Origin of the sequence: Algibacter sp. L1A34 (genome assembly GCF_009796805.1) — a bacterium.
GTDB lineage: Bacteria > Bacteroidota > Bacteroidia > Flavobacteriales > Flavobacteriaceae > Algibacter.
Genome location: NZ_CP047029.1, coordinates 2,165,672 through 2,181,856, shown reverse-complemented (window position 1 = coordinate 2,181,856; position 16,185 = coordinate 2,165,672). Strand labels below are relative to the sequence as shown.

General features: G+C 33.2%; 13 protein-coding genes and 1 tRNA gene. 3 read left to right on the top strand and 11 right to left on the bottom strand.

Translation table 11 applies throughout. From position 1 onward, the window contains the following. The first annotated feature begins 527 nt into the window (after positions 1-527). Positions 528-1,229: a DUF4369 domain-containing protein gene (locus tag GQR97_RS09425; RefSeq protein ID WP_158847748.1), complete on the top strand. Its 702-nt coding sequence runs from the start codon at positions 528-530 to the stop codon at positions 1,227-1,229. Positions 1,230-1,295: 66 nt separating this feature from the next. On the opposite strand, the gene GQR97_RS09420 is transcribed toward GQR97_RS09425, so the two are convergent. From GQR97_RS09420 to idi, 4 genes are all read right to left on the bottom strand, one after another. Beyond that, positions 1,296-1,369, bottom strand: a tRNA-Thr gene (locus tag GQR97_RS09420). A 61-nt stretch (positions 1,370-1,430) separates the two neighbouring features. Then, a complete protein-coding gene (locus GQR97_RS09415) occupies positions 1,431-1,697 on the bottom strand; it encodes a hypothetical protein (RefSeq protein ID WP_158847746.1) in 267 nt (88 codons plus the stop codon). A 176-nt stretch (positions 1,698-1,873) separates the two neighbouring features. Beyond that, positions 1,874-2,284: a 6-pyruvoyl trahydropterin synthase family protein gene (locus GQR97_RS09410; protein WP_158847744.1), complete on the bottom strand. Its 411-nt coding sequence runs from the start codon at positions 2,282-2,284 to the stop codon at positions 1,874-1,876. A 1-nt stretch (position 2,285) separates the two neighbouring features. After that, positions 2,286-2,807, bottom strand: a complete 522-nt coding sequence (gene idi / locus GQR97_RS09405; RefSeq protein ID WP_158847742.1) for an isopentenyl-diphosphate Delta-isomerase — start codon at positions 2,805-2,807, stop codon at positions 2,286-2,288. Between the two features lie 381 nt (positions 2,808-3,188). Between idi and GQR97_RS09400 the strand changes: the two genes are divergently transcribed. Both GQR97_RS09400 and GQR97_RS09395 read left to right on the top strand, forming a co-directional pair. Beyond that, positions 3,189-4,778, top strand: coding sequence for a peptide chain release factor 3 (locus GQR97_RS09400; RefSeq protein ID WP_158847740.1), 1,590 nt, complete (start codon positions 3,189-3,191; stop codon positions 4,776-4,778). Positions 4,779-4,828: 50 nt separating this feature from the next. After that, complete coding sequence (locus GQR97_RS09395) at positions 4,829-5,062, top strand: (4Fe-4S)-binding protein (protein WP_158847738.1); 234 nt, start codon at positions 4,829-4,831, stop codon at positions 5,060-5,062. A 75-nt stretch (positions 5,063-5,137) separates the two neighbouring features. Here the strand turns inward: GQR97_RS09395 and GQR97_RS09390 are convergent, their stop codons facing one another. From GQR97_RS09390 to rplK, 7 genes are all read right to left on the bottom strand, one after another. Further along, positions 5,138-5,455 carry a DUF3467 domain-containing protein gene (locus GQR97_RS09390; RefSeq protein WP_158847736.1) on the bottom strand — a complete coding sequence of 106 codons (318 nt, stop codon included), beginning with the start codon at positions 5,453-5,455 and terminating at the stop codon, positions 5,138-5,140. A gap of 204 nt (positions 5,456-5,659) precedes the next feature. Then, complete coding sequence (gene rpoC, locus GQR97_RS09385) at positions 5,660-9,961, bottom strand: DNA-directed RNA polymerase subunit beta' (protein ID WP_158847734.1); 4,302 nt, start codon at positions 9,959-9,961, stop codon at positions 5,660-5,662. Positions 9,962-10,055: 94 nt separating this feature from the next. After that, entirely contained in the window at positions 10,056-13,868 is a 3,813-nt protein-coding gene (gene rpoB, locus GQR97_RS09380) for a DNA-directed RNA polymerase subunit beta (protein ID WP_158847732.1), read from the bottom strand. 188 nt (positions 13,869-14,056) lie between these two features. Beyond that, positions 14,057-14,431: a 50S ribosomal protein L7/L12 gene (gene rplL, locus GQR97_RS09375; RefSeq protein ID WP_158847730.1), complete on the bottom strand. Its 375-nt coding sequence runs from the start codon at positions 14,429-14,431 to the stop codon at positions 14,057-14,059. Positions 14,432-14,491: 60 nt separating this feature from the next. Beyond that, on the bottom strand, positions 14,492-15,013 hold the full coding sequence (gene rplJ / locus GQR97_RS09370) for a 50S ribosomal protein L10 (protein WP_158847728.1): 522 nt from the start codon (positions 15,011-15,013) through the stop codon (positions 14,492-14,494). Positions 15,014-15,032: 19 nt separating this feature from the next. Beyond that, on the bottom strand, positions 15,033-15,722 hold the full coding sequence (gene rplA, locus GQR97_RS09365) for a 50S ribosomal protein L1 (protein WP_158847726.1): 690 nt from the start codon (positions 15,720-15,722) through the stop codon (positions 15,033-15,035). A 20-nt stretch (positions 15,723-15,742) separates the two neighbouring features. Further along, positions 15,743-16,180 carry a 50S ribosomal protein L11 gene (rplK, locus tag GQR97_RS09360; RefSeq protein ID WP_158847724.1) on the bottom strand — a complete coding sequence of 146 codons (438 nt, stop codon included), beginning with the start codon at positions 16,178-16,180 and terminating at the stop codon, positions 15,743-15,745. Between the last annotated feature and the right edge of the window lie 5 nt (positions 16,181-16,185).

Sequence of the window (16,185 nt, the reverse complement as noted above, 5' to 3'; positions counted from 1 at the left end):
ATCATTTGCGTTATTATTATGAGGTTAGATTTGGGATTCCATTTCAACAACATAATGCAAATACTAATTAATTAATCCATTGAACTAAAAGGTGTGTTATTTAGAACACTCCAAATATATAATTTAGAAACTTAACGAAACGATTAAACACACTTAAAATCGATGAAATACACTTAATTTTAACACTTAAAGATTAAATAATCGATAAAATCGATGAAACGCATGGTTTTTTATTACTTACTATTAAAATCACCTACATGTATTAAACAAAAAAAGCACCCGTAAACGGATGCTTTTTTTCTAACTAACCAATCAAAATATGAGTTACAATTCTAAAGTTTAAAGTAACCACTCAATAAACTATTTATATAGAATATAACTATTACTCTAAAAGCAAACGGCGTGCCAAACTTTAAGTGCTTGATAATTTTAAGTTCTTTTTAACGTAAATAATTCAATTATGGGTATTAGTATTTAAAATATAAAAGTGAGATATTTGTAACACTTAAAAAAAAGCATAATTTTCTATGAATAGAGTACTTGTAATATTATTAGTTTGTTTGATGGTTTCTTGCGGAAAAGAACAACACGACTTAACCGTTAAAGGCCATATTAAAGGTTTAAAAAAAGGAACCGTTTATCTTAAAAAAGTAAAAGACTCTGCTCTTGTTAATGTAGACTCTTTAGTTATAAGTGGAAATCCAAATTTCGAATTACATAGCAACTTAGAAACCCCTGAGGTTTTCTTTCTGTTTTTAGACAAAAACAGTAAACGAGAAGATGGCATTTCATTTTTTGCAGATAAAGGTATTACGGAAATAAACGCAACCCTTAAAAATTTTGCTTATGATGCAAAAATTATTGGATCGGAACAGCAAAAGGTATTAGAAAATTACCAAACCATGATTGGTAAATTTAACGGAAGAAATTTAGATTTAATAAAAGATAAGTTTGAAGCACAAATGGCTGGAGATACTTCTAAACTAAAAGTAATCCAAAAGCAAACTGAAAGTATCTTAAAAAGAAGATACTTGTATACTGTGAATTTCGCTCTTAATAATAAAGATAGTGAAGTTGCACCTTATTTAGCTTTAACCGAAATATACAACGCTAAAATAAGCTTATTGGATACCATTAATGTATCTCTAACAGAAAAAGTTAAAGCATCTAAATATGGAAAGGAATTGCAAGCGTTTATTGATGAAATTAAAGCTTCTGAAAAAGAATAATAAACCTTACTTTTTACACATAAAAAAAGACCTTTCAAATTTGAAAGGTCTTTTTTGTTTTTTAAGAGCCGATGGAGGGACTCGAACCCACGACCTGCTGATTACAAATCAGCTGCTCTAGCCAGCTGAGCTACATCGGCTTTTTTAACGAGTGCAAATATAATATCTTAAATTACATGTGCAACATTTAAGTTAAAAAATTTATCCTAAATTATTGATTTTTTCGATTAAAGCCAATCCTTTTGATTCTAACTCAGCATTAATTGCTTTAAAGTGTGCTTTTGCATTATCACTTTTAGTATTTACTTTAACTATTAACTCATCAAAAGTAGCAATTGCTTCATCAATAATTGCTTCGCTTTCTTTAGTATCTTTATCTGTGTTTGCATATTCCCAAACATATACTGCTTCTATAATATCACCTAAAACATAATTAATATCTTTTTTTAGGTTTTTAACATTTGCCATTTTTATCGCTTTTAAATTTTTACAAAATTAAACATAAACTTCTAAACCTTTAACATTTTTAAGACTATTTTAATCGAACGCTCATTTCATCTCTAATAAACCTTATTTTAAATACTTTTAGATTCGAAAAACTGATACTTTCTTAATATGTTTTTGTCTAAAAAAATTAATAACATTTACTTCCCAGAATATCTCACAAAATTCCTTGGCGTTTCAAAAAGGGTTATTTCTAATGCAAGTCTTGCATTTAATTTTGGTTTTATTTTATTGTAAATAACAACAGCTATATTTTCGGCTGTTGGGTTTAGATCTTTAAATTCAGGAACTTCTAAATTTAAATTTTTATGATCTAACCGGTCTTCAATTTCAATTTTAATAAGTTCTTTTAAAACTTTCATATCAACTACAAAACCCGTTTCTTTATCTATTTCTCCTGTAACACTAACAATGAGTTCGTAATTGTGCCCATGAAAGTTTGGGTTGTTACATTTTCCGAAAATAGCATCATTTTTTTCAAAACTCCAGTCTTTTCGGTACAATCGATGCGCTGAGTTAAAATGCGCTTTTCTGTTAACTGTTACTTCCATATTAAGCTATGTTTATATGCTCGTAGAATTTTTCGAATATTATTTTAAACCACTCCGTATATTGTTTGGGGTGTTGTGCCATATCAACTTCTACGGCATCTAAAGTCATCCATTTCCAACTAGCTACTTCATCTGGATTTATAATAGGTTCTCCATTGTAGTTACCAACCATTATATGATCAAATTCATGCTCGGTTAATCCATTATCAAACGGCGCTTTATATATAAAAGATATCGTTTCCTTTAATTCTACCACAAAACCCATTTCTTCTTGCAAACGTCTTTTTCCTGCCTGAAGGTTACTTTCTCCATCTCGTTGATGGCTACAACAAGTGTTAGTCCAAAGTCCCGGAGAATGGTATTTATTTAATGCACGTTGATGCATCATTAATTCATTTTTATCATTAAAAACAAATACTGAAAATGCGCGGTGTAAAACGGCTTTTTCATGAGCTTCTAACTTAGGCATTAAACCTATTTGCTCATCTTTTTCGTTTACTAAAACAACTTTTTCTTCAATCATAGTTTACAAAAATACCAACTAATTCTTAAAAAAAAGAATAATACTTCTTTAAACAGAAAAAGTGCTTCTTAATAAATGCTATTTTTAATTTCTAGACCATTTCGTACTTTGGGCTTATTGTTTCATTTTTACTGTAATAAAAATAATCAACTATTCTAAGATTGAAAAATTAATCCAAATTAAATTTGAATCGTTAACTAAAACATTAATTTTCTTCGCTAAATTGTAAAACTGCAATTCTTATTTTATCAAAAAATATCAATTTTTAATAAGCTTAAATTGTAAAAAATGTCCTTTTTAATTCAAACAAAAGCAAAATGGGCTATTTATAAATAGTATTAAATATGTAATAACATTTATATTTGCCAAAATTATATTTTTATGTCTTTTTTAAAAGAAATACAACGCAGACGAACTTTTGGTATTATCTCGCATCCCGATGCCGGTAAAACAACCTTAACAGAAAAATTACTTTTATTTGGTGGAGCTATACAAGAAGCTGGAGCTGTAAAAAGTAATAAAATAAAGAAAGGTGCTACGAGTGACTTTATGGAAATTGAACGCCAGCGTGGAATTTCGGTAGCAACATCTGTACTTGCTTTTGAATATAACGGTATTAAAATAAATATTCTTGATACACCTGGACATAAAGATTTTGCAGAAGATACTTTTAGAACTTTAACAGCAGTAGATAGTGTTATTGTTGTTATTGATGTAGCAAAAGGTGTTGAGGAACAAACCGAAAAATTGGTTGAAGTTTGCCGCATGCGAAACATACCTATGATTGTTTTCATTAATAAAATGGATAGAGAAGGTAAAGATGCTTTCGATTTATTAGATGAAGTTGAACAAAAACTAGGGTTGAAAGTGGCTCCTTTGAGTTTTCCAATTGGTATGGGTTACGATTTTAAAGGTATCTATAATCTTTGGGAGAAAAATGTTAATTTATTTAGTGGAGATAGTAGAAGAGATATCGAAGAAACTATTGAAATCTCGGATTTATCATCACCAGAATTAGATAAGTTAATAGGCGAAAAAGCTGCAAATACATTACGTGAAGAAATTGAATTGGTAGAAGGTATCTATCCTAAATTTGATAAACAAACCTATTTAAATGGCCAACAACAACCAGTATTCTTTGGTTCGGCTTTAAATAATTTTGGGGTTCGTGAATTATTGGACTGTTTTGTAGAAATAGCTCCAAAACCTAGACCAAAACAAAGTGAAGAGCGTTTAGTGCAACCAGACGAAACTAAATTTACTGGGTTTGTGTTTAAAATCCACGCCAATATGGATCCTAATCACCGAAACCGTTTAGCATTTGTTAAAATTGTTTCGGGCGAGTTTAAACGTAATGCACCTTATTTACATGTAAGACATAATAAAAAAGTAAAATTTTCTAGTCCTAATGCTTTTTTTGCTGAAAAGAAAGAAATTGTCGACATCTCCTATCCTGGTGATATTGTAGGCCTACAAGATACGGGGACTTTTAAAATTGGAGATACTTTAACAGAAGGGGAAATTTTAAACTATAAAGGTGTTCCAAGTTTTTCTCCAGAACATTTTAGGTATATTAATAATGCCGACCCTTTGAAATCGAAACAACTTTTTAAAGGTATCGATCAATTAATGGACGAAGGTGTTGCGCAATTATTCACTTTAGAGCTTAATGGTAGAAAAGTAATTGGAACTGTTGGTGCGCTTCAATATGAAGTTATCCAATACAGATTAGAGCATGAATATGGTGCAAAATGTACTTATGAAAACTTAAATGTTTTTAAAGCTTGTTGGATAGAGCCAGAAGATCCTAAAAATGAAGAATACAAAGAGTTTGTGAGAGTAAAACAACGTTTTCTTGCAAAGGATAAGCAAAATCAATTAGTGTTTTTAGCCGATTCTTCCTTTTCGTTACAAATGACACAACAGAAGTATCCAAGTATTAAATTTCACTTTGTTTCAGAGTATAAATAATCAAATAATTTCAACCAAACCAAAATTAAAATAAGTTCGTATAATTTATTATGAAGATTAAAGCCAGAGAATTTAGTAATAACGATATTACTATAACCTACGATCCTTTTGTGTGTTCCTTATCTGGAACATGTGTAAAAGCACTTCCTGAAATTTTTAGTAACAAAGTTATTCCGTGGATTAATATAGAAAACGCAGAGCCAACTCATGTTATTAATCAAATAAAAAAATGTCCTTCTGGAGCTTTGCAATATAGTTACAGAGTTAAAAAGAAGGCGAGTTAATTTTATCCATTTAATAAATAAAACATATAAGTAAAAAAATCCCTTTAATAAATTATTAAAGGGATTTTTATTGTTTTAAGCTTGTCCAGTTGGACCAAAATTTAACGGTATTGGTGGTTGCTCGTAATCTTTAATTTCACCGTGTGCACTCTCAAAACGTGTTACATTTTCACTTAACGCTTTTAACAAACGTTTGGCATGCTGGGGTGTTAAAATAATACGAGATTTTACTTTACTTTTAGGAACACCAGGCATGATATTCACAAAATCTACTACAAATTCGGAAACCGAATGATTTATAATTGCTAGATTAGAATAAGTCCCTTCTGCTACTTTTTCATCTAACTCTATATTTATTTGTCCTTGTTTAGGATTTTCTTTTTCGTTTGCCATTACAAATTTTATTTTTTACTTCCACAAAATAGGAAACCTATATTAATAAATCGTTATTCAAATAAAAAAAGTCCTACTAAAATTTAGCAGGACTTTCTATTGTTTTTAATAAAGCCCAACCTGCGTTGGGTTCTTGAAACAGTATCAAGATAAATACGACTATCAGGCTTTACTTCACTAATGTTGGTAAAGCCCGAGTCTTATTTAATTATAATTTAATTCTTGTTTTACTTGCATCATTTCATCAAACTCTTCTTTAGAGCCAACGATAATGTCCGTGTAACTTCTCAGACCTGTACCTGCTGGAATTCTATGACCAACAATTACATTTTCTTTCAAGCCTTCTAAAGAATCTATCTTACCAGCTACTGCTGCTTCGTTAAGTACTTTAGTTGTTTCTTGGAAAGAAGCTGCAGAGATAAACGATTTAGTCTGAAGTGATGCTCTTGTAATACCTTGTAGTATTGGTGTAGCTGTTGCTGGCTGTGCATCCCTTGCAGAAACAAGCACTTTATCTTCACGACGTAATATAGAATTCTCATCTCTTAATTCACGAGGTGAAACAGTCTGACCTGCTTTCAAGTTTACAGAATCTCCAGCGTCTTCAACTACTTTCATTCCGAAAATATTATCATTTTCTAAGATGAAATCAGATTTATGAGCTAATTGATCTTCTAAGAAAACAGTATCACCAGAATCGATAATTCTAACTTTACGCATCATTTGACGTACAACAACCTCAAAGTGCTTATCGTTAATTTTCACACCTTGTAAACGATATACTTCCTGTACTTCGTTCACTAAGTATTGTTGAACTGCCGATGGGCCTTTGATATTCAAAATATCGTTTGGTGTAATAGAACCATCTGATAAAGGCATACCTGCTTTTACATAATCATTCTCTTGTACAAGAATTTGATTAGATAATTTAACTAAGTACTTTCTAATATCACCAGTTTTAGACTCTATAATAATCTCACGGTTACCACGTTTGATTTTTCCGAAAGAAACCACACCATCAATTGCACTAACAACTGCTGGGTTAGATGGGTTACGAGCTTCGAACAACTCAGTTACACGAGGTAAACCTCCTGTAATATCACCCGCTTTCGCAGATTTACGAGGTATTTTCACTAAGACTTTACCAACAATAATTTTCTCTCCATCGTCAATCATAAGGTGAGCGCCAACTGGTAAGTTGTAAGAACGCATTGTTTCACCATTTGAATCTTCAATATGAAGCGTTGGAATAAGCTTTTTGTTTCTAGATTCAGAAATTACTTTCTCTTGGAAACCTGTTTGCTCATCTATCTCTACTTGGTAAGTAATACCTTGTTCGATGTTTTCATATTTCACTTTACCAGCAAATTCTGAAACAATAACACCGTTATATGGATCCCAAGAACAAACTTCATCTCCCTTAACTAATTTATCACCATTTTTAACCAAAATAGTAGAACCGTAAGGAATGTTGTTTGTACTTAATACAATACCCGTTTTCTTATCAATAAGTTTAAGTTCAGATGTACGAGAGATTACAATATCGATATCTTTACCTTCGTTATCCTTACCTTTAACTGTTTTTAAATCTTCAATTTCAGCAATACCATCAAACTTAACAACTAATTTGTTTTCTTCTGAAATATTACCAGCAATACCACCCACGTGGAATGTACGAAGCGTTAACTGTGTTCCTGGTTCACCAATAGATTGGGCAGCAACTACACCAACAGCTTCACCTCGTTGTACCATTTTACCGGTAGCTAAATTACGACCGTAACATTTAGCACATATACCTTTTAAAGCCTCACAACTTAATGCAGAACGAACTTCCACAGATTCAATTGGAGATCTTTGAATGGATTTTGCTATATCATCTCCTATTAACTCACCAGCTGAAACTAACAACTCATCATTTAATGGGTTATATACATCATTTAATGATACACGACCAACGATTCTCTCTTCTAAAGTTTCAACAACTTCATCATTTTTCTTCAATGCTTCAACTTCAACACCACGTAATGTTCCACAATCTTCTGTGTTAACAATAACATCTTGTGATACATCTACTAAACGACGTGTTAAGTAACCTGCATCTGCCGTTTTAAGGGCAGTATCCGCAAGACCTTTACGAGCACCGTGAGTAGAGATAAAGTATTCTAAAATTGATAGTCCTTCTTTAAAGTTAGAAAGAATTGGATTTTCAATAATTTCACCACCACCTGCGTTAGATTTTTTTGGTTTTGCCATTAATCCACGCATACCTGTAAGCTGACGAATTTGTTCTTTAGAACCCCTTGCACCAGAATCAAGCATCATAAACACCGAGTTAAATCCTTGTTGATCTTCTCTAATACGTTTCATTGACAATTCAGTCAATTCAGCATTCGTTGAAGTCCAAATATCAATAACTTGGTTATAACGTTCGTTGTTGGTAATAAGCCCCATATTATAGTTACCTGTAATACCTTCAACTAAACCATTAGCCTTATCAATCATTCCTTGTTTCTCTGGTGGAATAATAATATCACCTAAACTAAATGATAATCCACCTTGGAATGCAAACTTAAATCCTAACGTTCTAATACTATCTAAGAAATCAGCACATTCAGGAACTGAAGTTGCTTTTAAAATATCACCAATAATATCTCTAAGAGACTTTTTGGTTAATACTTGATTAATATATCCTGCTGCTTGCGGTACGTGTTGATTAAATAATACACGACCTACAGTAGTTTCAATAATCATTTTATCAAGTTTACCATCTTCATTAATGTCGATAGTTCTAACCTTGATACCAGCATTTAAGTCTACTTTACCTTCATTGAAAGCAATTTCTACTTCTTCTGGAGAATAAAATGTTAACCCTTCACCTTGAATTTTAACTTCTGGAGTAGAAGTACGTAGCTTGGTCATATAATAAAGACCAAGTACCATATCCTGAGAAGGTACTGTTACTGGAGCACCATTCGCTGGGTTTAAGATATTGTGTGATGCCAACATTAATAACTGACATTCCAAAATAGCTTCTGGCCCAAGTGGTAAATGCACCGCCATTTGATCTCCATCAAAATCGGCATTAAATGCTGCACATGCTAATGGGTGTAATTGAATTGCTTTACCTTCGATTAACGTAGGTTGAAACGCTTGAATCCCCAAACGGTGTAATGTAGGCGCACGGTTAAGTAATACTGGATGCCCTTTAAGAACATTTTCCAAAATATCCCAAACCACTGGCTCTCTTTTATCTATAATTTTCTTTGCAGATTTTACAGTTTTTACAATTCCTCTTTCAATTAGTTTTCTAATTACAAAAGGTTTATAAAGTTCTGCTGCCATATTTTTTGGCAATCCACATTGATGTAATTTTAATTCTGGTCCAACAACAATTACCGAACGTGCAGAATAATCAACACGTTTACCAAGTAAGTTTTGACGGAAACGTCCTTGCTTACCTTTTAATGAATCGGATAATGATTTTAATGGACGATTAGAATCTGTTTTTACAGCAGACGATTTACGTGTGTTATCTAACAATGAATCTACAGATTCTTGTAGCATACGTTTTTCATTACGTAAAATAACTTCTGGTGCTTTTATTTCAACTAATCTTTTAAGACGGTTGTTTCTAATAATAACACGACGGTATAAATCATTTAAATCTGAAGTTGCAAAACGGCCACCATCTAAAGGCACTAATGGTCTTAATTCTGGCGGAATAATTGGCACAACTTTCAAGATCATCCATTCTGGACGGTTTTCTCTATTTTCATTAGAATCACGTAAAGCACCTACAACTTGCAAACGTTTTAAAGCTTCTGTTTTACGTTGTTTAGACGTTTCAGTATTTGCTTTATGACGTAATTCATAAGATAATTCTTTTAAATCGATACGTGCTAATAAATCTATTAAACACTCAGCACCCATTTTAGCTAAAAACTTGTTAGGGTCTTCATCATCCAAGTACTGATTATCTTGTGGAAGGGCTTCAAGAATATTTAAGTATTCTTCTTCCGTAAGGAAATCCATTTTTTGTAATGGTTCACCTTCTTCATTCTTAGCGTTACCTGGCTGTATTACTACATAACGTTCGTAGTAAATAATCATATCTAATTTCTTAGATGGTAAGCCTAATAAATAACCTATTTTGTTTGGTAAAGAACGGAAATACCAGATATGAGCTACAGGAACAACTAAGTTGATGTGCCCTACTCTATCACGACGTACTTTCTTTTCTGTTACTTCTACACCACAACGATCACAAACGATTCCTTTGTAACGTATTCTTTTATATTTACCACAAGCACACTCATAATCCTTTACAGGACCGAAGATACGCTCACAGAACAAACCATCTCTTTCTGGTTTGTGCGTACGATAATTGATAGTTTCTGGTTTTAAAACTTCACCTCTCGATTCTGCTAGAATAGATTCTGGTGATGCTAAACCAATTGAGATTTTATTAAACCTCTTTACTGTATTCTTATCTTGTTTTCTTGCCATGTTTTTTAAGTCTTCAGTTTCAGTTCTCAGTCAACAATATTCAGTCTAATAAAATAGACTGTTTAATGTTGACTGCTTACTGCCAACTATTTTTTTACTCTTCTAATCTGATATCCAATGCTAAACCTTTCAATTCATGCATAAGTACATTGAATGATTCTGGTAATCCTGGATCTGGCATTGGCTCACCTTTTACGATAGCTTCGTAAGTTTTGGCTCTACCAATTACATCATCAGATTTTACAGTTAAAATTTCTCGTAAAGTACTTGATGCTCCATAAGCCTCAAGTGCCCAAACTTCCATCTCACCAAAACGTTGACCACCAAATTGTGCTTTACCACCTAATGGTTGTTGTGTAATTAATGAGTAAGGTCCAATAGAACGTGCGTGCATCTTATCATCAACCATGTGTCCAAGTTTAAGCATGTAAATCACACCAACAGTTGCTGGTTGATCGAAACGCTTACCTGTTCCACCATCGTATAAATAAGTATGTCCGTATCTTGGAATTCCAGCTTCATCTGTAAATCCGTTAATTTGTTCTATAGTAGCACCATCAAAGATTGGCGTTGCATAAGTACGACCTAATTTTTGACCAGCCCATCCAAGAACTGTTTCATAAATTTGACCAATATTCATACGAGACGGTACACCAAGTGGATTTAATACAATATCAACAGGCGTTCCATCTTCTAAGAATGGCATATCTTCTTGACGAACGATACGCGCTACAATACCTTTATTACCGTGACGTCCTGCCATTTTATCACCTACTTTAAGTTTACGTTTTTTAGCGATGTAAACTTTAGCTAGTTTTATAATACCTGCTGGTAACTCATCACCTACAGAAATAGTAAACTTCTCACGACGTAACGATCCTTGTAAATCGTTTTCTTTAATTTTATAGTTGTGAATTAAATCGGCAACTAAAGTATTTGTGTGCTCATCTGTAGTCCATTTTCCAGACACTAAATGCGCATAATCATCAACAGCATTTAACATTTTAAGTGTGAATTTTTTACCTTTTGGTAATACTTCTTCACCTAAATCATTAAAAATACCTTGTGCAGTTTTTCCATTTACGATATTAAAAAGCTTTTCGATTAAAACATCTTTTAAATCATCAAACTTTCTATCATATTGCGCTTCTAAAGCTAAGATATCATCTTTATCTTGAGCTCTTTTACGCTTATCTTTTACTGCTCTTGCGAACAACTTCTTCTCAATAACAACACCATGCAATGAAGGAGACGCTTTTAACGACGCATCTTTTACATCACCTGCTTTATCACCAAAGATAGCACGTAATAATTTTTCTTCCGGTGTTGGATCTGATTCTCCTTTTGGTGTAATTTTACCAATTAAGATATCGCCAGGCTTAACCTCTGCACCAATACGGATCATTCCATTTTCATCTAAATCCTTAGTAGCTTCTTCAGAAACATTAGGTATATCATTAGTTAACTCTTCGTTACCTAATTTTGTATCTCTAACATCTAAAGAATACTCATCGATATGTATAGATGTGAAAATATCTTCACGAACTACTTTTTCTGAAATTACAATTGCATCCTCAAAGTTATATCCTTTCCAAGGCATAAAGGCTACTTTCATATTTCTACCAAGTGCTAATTCACCTTTTTGAGTTGCATAACCTTCACATAGAACCTGACCTTTAGAAACTATATCACCTTTTACAACAATTGGTGTAAGGTTGATAGAAGTTCCTTGATTTGTTTTACGGAATTTAACTAATTTATAAGTTTTAATATCGCTATCAAAACTTACTTTAGCTTCATCTTCAGTACGATCGTATCTAATTTTAATTTCGTTTGCATCAACATAAAGTACCTCACCTCTTCCTTCTGCGTTAATTAAAACACGAGAATCTGAAGCTACTTGACGCTCTAATCCTGTTCCAACAATTGGTGCATCTACTCTTAATAAAGGCACTGCTTGACGCATCATGTTAGATCCCATCAAGGCTCTATTCGCATCATCATGTTCTAAGAACGGAATTAACGACGCCGAGATAGACGAAATTTGATTTGGTGCAACATCCGTATAATCTAACTTTGTAGGCTCGATTACTGGGAAGTCACCTTCCATACGTGCAATTACCTTATCATGTAAAATTTTACCGTTTTCATCAACCTTAACAGTTGCTTGAGCGATTAATTTTTCTTCTTCTTCTTCTGCACTTAAATAAGTTGGTTCGTTAACAATATCAACAACACCATCAGTTACTTTTCTATATGGTGTTTCAATGAATCCCATTGAGTTCACTTTAGCAAATACTGAAAGTGAAGAAATAAGACCAATATTTGGTCCCTCAGGAGTTTCAATTGGACATAAACGACCGTAGTGTGTATAGTGAACATCACGAACCTCGAACCCTGCTCTCTCTCTCGAAAGACCACCTGGTCCAAGAGCCGATAAACGACGCTTATGCGTAATCTCAGCTAATGGATTGGTTTGATCCATAAATTGAGATAACTGGTTTGTTCCAAAGAAAGAATTAATAACAGACGATAAAGTCTTAGCATTAATTAAATCAATAGGAGTAAATACCTCGTTATCACGAACGTTCATACGTTCACGAATAGTACGAGCCATACGTGCTAAACCAACACCAAATTGAGAAGATAATTGCTCACCAACTGTACGAACACGACGGTTAGATAAGTGATCAATATCATCAATCTCAGCTTTTGAGTTAATAAGCTCGATTAAGTATTTTATAATAGTTATGATATCTTCTTTGGTAAGCACTTGCTTATCCATACCAATATCCAACTGTAATTTTTTGTTCATTCTGTAACGCCCAACTTCTCCTAAAGAGTAACGTTGGTCTGAGAAGAATAATTTATCAATTATTCCACGCGCTGTTTCCTCATCTGGCGGCTCAGCATTACGTAATTGTCTATATATATGTTCAACAGCCTCTTTTTCAGAGTTTGTTGGATCTTTTTGAAGTGTGTTATGAATAATAGCGTAATCGCCTTGTTCATTACTTTCTTTATGCAAAAGAACAGTTTTAACATCAACTTCAAGAATTTCTTCTATGTTGTCTTTATCTAAAATAGTATCACGATCAAGCACAATTTCATTACGCTCAATTGAAACTACTTCTCCAGTATCTTCATCTACAAAATCCTCATGCCAGGTATTTAATACACGGGCTGCTAATTTTCTTCCTAAGTACTTTTTTAAACCAGATTTCGATACTTTAACTTCTTCAGCTAAATCGAAAATCTCTAAAATATCTTTATCACGCTCAAAACCGATTGCACGGAAAAGCGTTGTAACAGGTAATTTTTTCTTTCTATCAATGTATGCATACATCACTTGATTGATGTCTGTAGCAAACTCAATCCAAGATCCTTTAAATGGTATAACCCTTGCTGAATATAATTTTGTTCCATTCGCATGGAAAGATTGACCGAAGAATACACCAGGTGAACGGTGTAATTGTGATACAACAACACGCTCAGCACCGTTGATACAAAATGTACCAGAAGGTGTCATGTAAGGAATAGTACCTAAGTACACATCTTGAACAATGGTTTCGAAATCTTCATGTTCAGGATCGGTACAATATAACTTTAACCTTGCTTTAAGCGGAACGCTATATGTTAAGCCACGCTCAATACACTCTTCAATAGCATATCTTGGTGGATCGACGAAGTAATCTAAAAATTCTAATACGAATTGATTACGAGAATCGGTAATTGGAAAATTTTCCATGAAGGTATTATATAAACCTTCATCACCTCTTTCTTCAGATTTAGTTTCTAATTGGAAAAAATCTTGAAAAGATTTTATCTGAATATCCAAAAAGTCGGGGTAATCTGTCTTATTTACAATAGACGAGAAATTTAATCTTTCAGCTTGTGTTGACAACATCAATAGACGGAATTATGATTAAAAAAATAGTGATAGTGCTTTAAAACACTAATTAAACTGCAAAAAACAAGTCAAGAAATTTGAGTTGTTTTGTATTACTTTCGGTATAAATACTCTTATACACAAAATGGTCTAGGTCTGGTAGCGCGTGCTCCAGACCTAAACCTTATGTTTTTGAGATGTTAAGCTTATTTTAACTCAACCTCTGCTCCAGCTTCTTCTAACTGAGCTTTTAAAGCTTCAGCTTCGTCTTTAGTTACAGCTTCTTTGATTGCACTTGGTGCATCATCAACTAAACCTTTAGCTTCTTTTAAACCTAAACCAGTTAATTCTTTAACTAATTTCACAACAGCTAACTTAGAGCTACCTGCAGCTTTTAAAATAACATCAAATTCAGTTTGAGCTTCTTCAGCGTCTCCACCAGCAGCAGGACCAGCAACAGCAACTGCAGCAGCAGCAGCAGGCTCGATACCGTACTCATCTTTTAATATAGTTGCTAACTCATTTACTTCTTTTACAGTAAGGTTAACTAATTGTTCTGCGAAATCTTTTAAATCTGCCATTTTTCTATCGTTTTAATAAATTTTAATAATATAATGTAATAAAGTGCGTACTATTTAATACTATTCTGGTCTCTCAGAAAGTGTTTTGATAAGTCCAGCTATAGTTCCGCCACCTGATTTAAGTGCTGAAATAACGTTCTTAGCAGGCGATTGTAATAATCCTATAATCTCTCCTAATAACTCTTCTTTAGACTTAATATCAACTAACATATCTAATTGATCGTCACCGATATAAACAGATTCCTCAATGAAAGCTCCTTTTAATAAAGGTTTTTCAGCTTTTTTACGGAAAGTTTTAATAAGTTTCGCTGGTACGTTACCTGTTTCAGAATACATCACAGATGTATTTCCTTTTAATACAGATGGAAGGTTTCCGAAATCTCTTTCTGATGCTTCCATTGCTTTTTCAAGTAATGTATTCTTTACAACTGCTAATTTTACGTTTGCTTTAAAACAAGCACGACGTAAATTTGAAGTAGTATCTGCATTTAATCCTGAAATATCAGCTAAATAGATATTTGCATTATTAGCTAATTCTGCAGTTAACTCCTCAATTACTTGTGATTTTTCTTCTCTTGTCATAATAAAAGTTTTAACTTAATTAACCAATTTTAGGATCAACAGCAATACTCGGGCTCATTGTAGAAGACATAAAGATGCTTTTTACATAAATCCCTTTTGAAGCCGTTGGTTTTAGTTTCATTAAAGTTGTTAATAATTCATTTGCATTACCTGCAATTTTATCTGCACTAAAAGATGCTTTTCCAATAGCAGCGTGTACAATACCAGTTTTATCAACTTTAAAGTCAATTTTACCAGCTTTTACTTCTGTTACAGCTTTTGCTACATCCATAGTTACTGTACCTGTTTTTGGGTTAGGCATTAAACCACGTGGGCCTAATACACGTCCTAAAGGACCTAACTTACCCATAACACTTGGCATAGTAATAATAACATCAACATCGGTCCAACCGCTCTTGATTTTATCAAGATACTCATCTAAACCTACGTAATCTGCTCCAGCTGCTTTAGCTTCGGCTTCTTTATCTGGTGTTACTAATGCTAATACTTTTACATCTTTACCAGTACCATGCGGAAGTGAAACAACACCTCTCACCATCTGGTTAGCTTTACGTGGATCTACTCCCAAACGTACAGCTAAGTCAATTGACGCATCAAATTTCATGTTAGAAATATCTTTTACTAATGCTGATGCTTCAGTAAGAGAATATACTTTCCCTTTTTCAATTTTCGCTAAAGCGTCTTTTTGCTTTTTTGTTAATCTTGCCATTTTCTAATGTCTTTAATAGATTAATTAGGGAATTGCCCTGTTACAGTTATTCCCATTGATCTTGCAGTTCCAGCTATCATTTTCATTGCAGATTCGATAGTAAATGCATTTAAATCTACCATTTTATCTTCTGCGATAGTTTTAACCTGATCCCAAGATACTTTAGCTACTTTTTTACGGTTTGGCTCTCCAGAACCCTTCTTCACTTTTGCTGCTTCCATTAACTGGACTGCTGCTGGAGGAGTTTTAATAACAAAGTCAAACGACTTGTCTTTAAAAACAGATATAACAACTGGTAATACTTTACCAGCTTTATCTTGGGTTCTAGCATTGAATTGCTTACAGAACTCCATGATGTTAACACCAGCGGCTCCTAAAGCGGGTCCAACCGGTGGCGACGGATTCGCAGCACCTCCCCGAACTTGTAACTTAACTACTTTACTTAATTCTTTTGCCATTTTTA

Excerpts from the sequence above, each read along its gene's own strand:
- rplK (WP_158847724.1), bottom strand. The coding sequence starts at position 16,180 with ATGGCAAAAGAATTAAGTAAAGTAGTTAAGTTACAAGTTCGGGGAGGT.
- idi (WP_158847742.1), bottom strand. The coding sequence starts at position 2,807 with ATGATTGAAGAAAAAGTTGTTTTAGTAAACGAAAAAGATGAGCAAATA.
- GQR97_RS09410 (WP_158847744.1), bottom strand. The coding sequence starts at position 2,284 with ATGGAAGTAACAGTTAACAGAAAAGCGCATTTTAACTCAGCGCATCGA.
- rplA (WP_158847726.1), bottom strand. The coding sequence starts at position 15,722 with ATGGCAAGATTAACAAAAAAGCAAAAAGACGCTTTAGCGAAAATTGAA.
- rplL (WP_158847730.1), bottom strand. The coding sequence starts at position 14,431 with ATGGCAGATTTAAAAGATTTCGCAGAACAATTAGTTAACCTTACTGTA.
- rpoC (WP_158847734.1), bottom strand. The coding sequence starts at position 9,961 with ATGGCAAGAAAACAAGATAAGAATACAGTAAAGAGGTTTAATAAAATC.
- GQR97_RS09400 (WP_158847740.1), top strand. The coding sequence starts at position 3,189 with ATGTCTTTTTTAAAAGAAATACAACGCAGACGAACTTTTGGTATTATC.
- GQR97_RS09395 (WP_158847738.1), top strand. The coding sequence starts at position 4,829 with ATGAAGATTAAAGCCAGAGAATTTAGTAATAACGATATTACTATAACC.
- rplJ (WP_158847728.1), bottom strand. The coding sequence starts at position 15,013 with ATGACAAGAGAAGAAAAATCACAAGTAATTGAGGAGTTAACTGCAGAA.
- rpoB (WP_158847732.1), bottom strand. The coding sequence starts at position 13,868 with ATGTTGTCAACACAAGCTGAAAGATTAAATTTCTCGTCTATTGTAAAT.
- GQR97_RS09425 (WP_158847748.1), top strand. The coding sequence starts at position 528 with ATGAATAGAGTACTTGTAATATTATTAGTTTGTTTGATGGTTTCTTGC.
- GQR97_RS09415 (WP_158847746.1), bottom strand. The coding sequence starts at position 1,697 with ATGGCAAATGTTAAAAACCTAAAAAAAGATATTAATTATGTTTTAGGT.
- GQR97_RS09390 (WP_158847736.1), bottom strand. The coding sequence starts at position 5,455 with ATGGCAAACGAAAAAGAAAATCCTAAACAAGGACAAATAAATATAGAG.